4 protein-coding genes are annotated in these 2,948 nt (G+C 70.3%); 2 read left to right on the top strand and 2 right to left on the bottom strand.

Annotation, left to right across the window (positions count from 1 at the left end):
* Nucleotides 1–64: 64 nt before the first annotated feature.
* Nucleotides 65–916 carry a DUF4097 family beta strand repeat-containing protein gene (locus I5G_RS20750; protein ID WP_036326451.1) on the bottom strand — a complete coding sequence of 284 codons (852 nt, stop codon included), beginning with the start codon at nucleotides 914–916 and terminating at the stop codon, nucleotides 65–67.
* Nucleotides 917–1,269: 353 nt separating this feature from the next.
* The gene (locus tag I5G_RS25710) at nucleotides 1,270–1,434 is read right to left on the bottom strand and encodes a hypothetical protein (protein ID WP_022878111.1); all 165 of its coding nucleotides are present in this window, start codon (nucleotides 1,432–1,434) and stop codon (nucleotides 1,270–1,272) included.
* A gap of 222 nt (nucleotides 1,435–1,656) precedes the next feature.
* On the opposite strand from I5G_RS25710, the gene I5G_RS20740 reads away from it, so the two are divergent.
* The gene (locus I5G_RS20740; protein WP_036326445.1) at nucleotides 1,657–1,926 is read left to right on the top strand and encodes a Rho termination factor N-terminal domain-containing protein; all 270 of its coding nucleotides are present in this window, start codon (nucleotides 1,657–1,659) and stop codon (nucleotides 1,924–1,926) included.
* 2 nt (nucleotides 1,927–1,928) lie between these two features.
* Complete coding sequence (locus tag I5G_RS05180; protein ID WP_022878113.1) at nucleotides 1,929–2,894, top strand: DNA topoisomerase IB; 966 nt, start codon at nucleotides 1,929–1,931, stop codon at nucleotides 2,892–2,894.
* Nucleotides 2,895–2,948: the final 54 nt, after the last annotated feature.

Below are 2,948 nucleotides of genomic sequence, written 5' to 3'. Positions count from 1 at the left end.
GGCCCCTCCGCCAGCAGGCTCAGGATGTAGAGGCGCAGATCGCCGTGCGAGAAGACCGGGGCCATCACCACTCCTCCTCTCCGGCGAGTTCGTCGGGACGCAGGCCCGAGACGCCGCGACGGAGGACCGTGATCTCGCCCGAGACGGTGTTGGCCCGCACATCGACGAACGACCCCGCGAGGGCGCCGGTCGAGCCGGTGTAGTTCGTGGGTCCGTTGCCGGAGCGCACGTGTCCGTCGATCTGCACGCGTCCGCTCACCGAGCGCGCGACGTAGTTGGCGGGCAGTCCGCGGTCGAGGCGGATCGTCGCCGAGCCGCTCACGGAGTTCAGGCTGATCGACTGCACCGTGCCGGTGGAGTCGACGAGCAGCGCGCCCGCGACCGTGTCGACCGAGGCCTTCGTGACGGCGCCGGTCGCGGCGATGTCGCCCGAGACGCTGTTGGCCGTCAGGGCGCCCTGGAGTTCGCGCACCTGCACGTCGCCGGACACGGCGTTGAGGCTCACGTCGCCGACGAGTCCGTCGACCATGATGTCGCCCGAGACGGTGTTGAGCTTGGCATCCGTCCGGAGTCCCGACACCAGGGCGCTCGCGCTCACGACGCCGAGCGTCAGGGCGACGGTGCGCGGAACGGCGACGCTCACCTCGGCCTTGGGCCCGCCGGCGCCGAAGTTGCGGAACACCTCGAGGAAGTTGTCCCACCGCAGCTGCGGGTGGTCGATTTCGAGGCGGCCGTCGTTCATCTCGATGCGCAGGTCTTTGACCGTGACGCCGTGCACCTCGATGCGGGCGCCGGGGTCGTCGTGCGCGATGACGTCGACCTGGCCGCCGACCAGGCCGATCTTCAGTTCGCGCAGCCCGTCGACGTCGATGACCCGCGTCTCGCCCGGGTGGACGATCCATTTCTCCATGGCGATCTCTCCTCACTCACGATATATCGCGTTGATCCGAGTATCGCGATATATCGTGAGTTCGTCAAGGACCTGGGTCCGTTGATCTGGCCGCGGGCACCGGGGGCATGGCATCCACTCGTCCTGCGCGTGCCCTTGCGGCGGTGTTTCCGGCCCACCGCCCACGATCCGGTCCAGCGCCCACGATCCGGCCGACCGCAGCGTGAGCGCTCGACCCGATCGTGAGCGTTCGGCAACAAGCCGCCCCCGGAGACGCCGGATGCCACGCCCTGGGGGAGGGACGTGGCATCCGGGGCGGGCGTACCCGCGGGGGGATGAGGGGAGTCGCGCACCCGAAACGCGACGACCCTCTTCGGGGGTTAAACCGGCTTGCGACCGCTGATCAAGCGGAAGAGCAGCACGATGAGCGCGATGAGGCCGACGATGATCGCGATCCAGAGGAGGAAGCTCGCGGCCTGGCTCAGCCCGCTGACGATCGCGATGACGATCGCCGCGACGATGATGATGATCAGGAAGATGTTCATGGGGGGCTCCTTGCTGTTTCCGCTGACGCGGCAACCGGCGAGTGGTTGACCTCTACGTTCGCACCGGCGCGCACTCCCCGCCGGGGGGTTGACGTTTCTGGAAATTCGCTGTTAGTCCGGGAGACCGCTTGACCGGATGCCGCCGGATGCCGCCTGTCAACCCCGCGCGTGGGCCGCGACGGCGCGTCGTAGCGTCGGGGCATCCGACGGAAGGAGACGGCCATGCCCCAGGGGCGAGGATCGAACAGCCTGAAGGACCCCGATCTGTACGAGGAGCTGCGGAAGCAGGGTGACTCGAAGGAGAAGGCCGCGCGCATCTCGAACGCGGCCGCCGCGCAGGGGCGCGGCAAGGTCGGCGCGCGCGGCGGGCACGCGGAGAACTACGAGGACCGCACCGTCGACGAGCTGAAGAAGCGCGCGAGGGAGCTCGGGATCACCGGGTACTCCGGCAAGAAGAAGGCGGAGCTGATCGACCTGCTCCGCAACCACTGACGGTGGCGCGTCTGATCCGGGTCCGTCCGTACGAGGATCCCGGGTTCCGCCGCGTCCGCTCCGGGTCCGGTTTCCGGTTCGTGGACCACACCGGTGCCGCCGTGCCGGAGCGCGAGGCGGAACGGGCCCGGGGCCTCGTCATCCCGCCCGCCTGGCGCGAGGTGTGGATCGCGCAGCAGCCCAACGCGCACATCCAGGCGGTCGGGACCGACGAGGCCGGGCGGCGGCAGTACACGTACCACGCGGACTGGTCGAAGGGCCGCGACAAGGGCAAGTTCTCGCGTGCCCTGCAGCTGGCCGAGGCGCTTCCGCGCGCCCGCGCCCGCGTCACGCAGTCGCTGCGCCGCTCCGAGGCGGACCGCGAGCGCGTTCTGGCGGTGTCGTTCCGGCTGCTCGACCAGGTGGCCCCGCGCGTCGGGAACGCCCGGTACTTCGTGACGAACGGCAGTCGCGGGCTCACGACCCTGCAGAGGAGGGATGCCACGGTCGAGGGCGACCTCATCCGGCTGTCGTTCCCCGCGAAGAGTGGGAAGCGTGCCGAGTTGTCGCTGCAGGACGCCGAGGTCGCGGCGCTGATGTCGGAGCTCGCGACGGGAAGGCCCCGGGCGGCGCTGCTCAGCTACCGCCGCGGACGCCGTCGCGTTCCGCTCACGCCCGGCGACGTGAACGCGTACGTGCGGGCGCTGACCGGCGGACCGTTCAGCGCGAAGGACTTCCGGACGCTGCGCGGAACGATCCTCGCCGCGGAGGCGCTCGCGAAGGCCGGCGTCGCCTCCACGAAGAACGAGCGCAAGAAGGTCGAGCTCGCCGCGGTCCGGGCCGCGGCGGAGGCGCTCGGGAACACCCCCGCCGTCGCGCGTTCCAGCTACATCGATCCGCGCGTGTTCTCGCTCTACCGGCGCGGCCGGACGATGGAACTGGGCGGGTCGAAGGATGCCGCGATCCGGCGCCTCATCCTGGGGGAGTGACCATTCGTGCCCGGGTCGACCGAGTGGTTTGGGGCGGATTCCGCGGGTGGGCGC

The organism is Microbacterium sp. B19, assembly GCF_000333395.1.
In the GTDB taxonomy this organism is placed as follows: Bacteria; Actinomycetota; Actinomycetes; order Actinomycetales; family Microbacteriaceae; genus Microbacterium.
Note: the sequence above shows the minus strand (reverse complement) of the source record. Positions and strands in the feature narration are given on the sequence as shown.

Coding starts and splice junctions, on each gene's coding strand:
- I5G_RS20740 (WP_036326445.1), top strand. CDS start 1,657: ATGCCCCAGGGGCGAGGATCGAACAGCCTGAAGGACCCCGATCTGTAC.
- I5G_RS25710 (WP_022878111.1), bottom strand. CDS start 1,434: ATGAACATCTTCCTGATCATCATCATCGTCGCGGCGATCGTCATCGCG.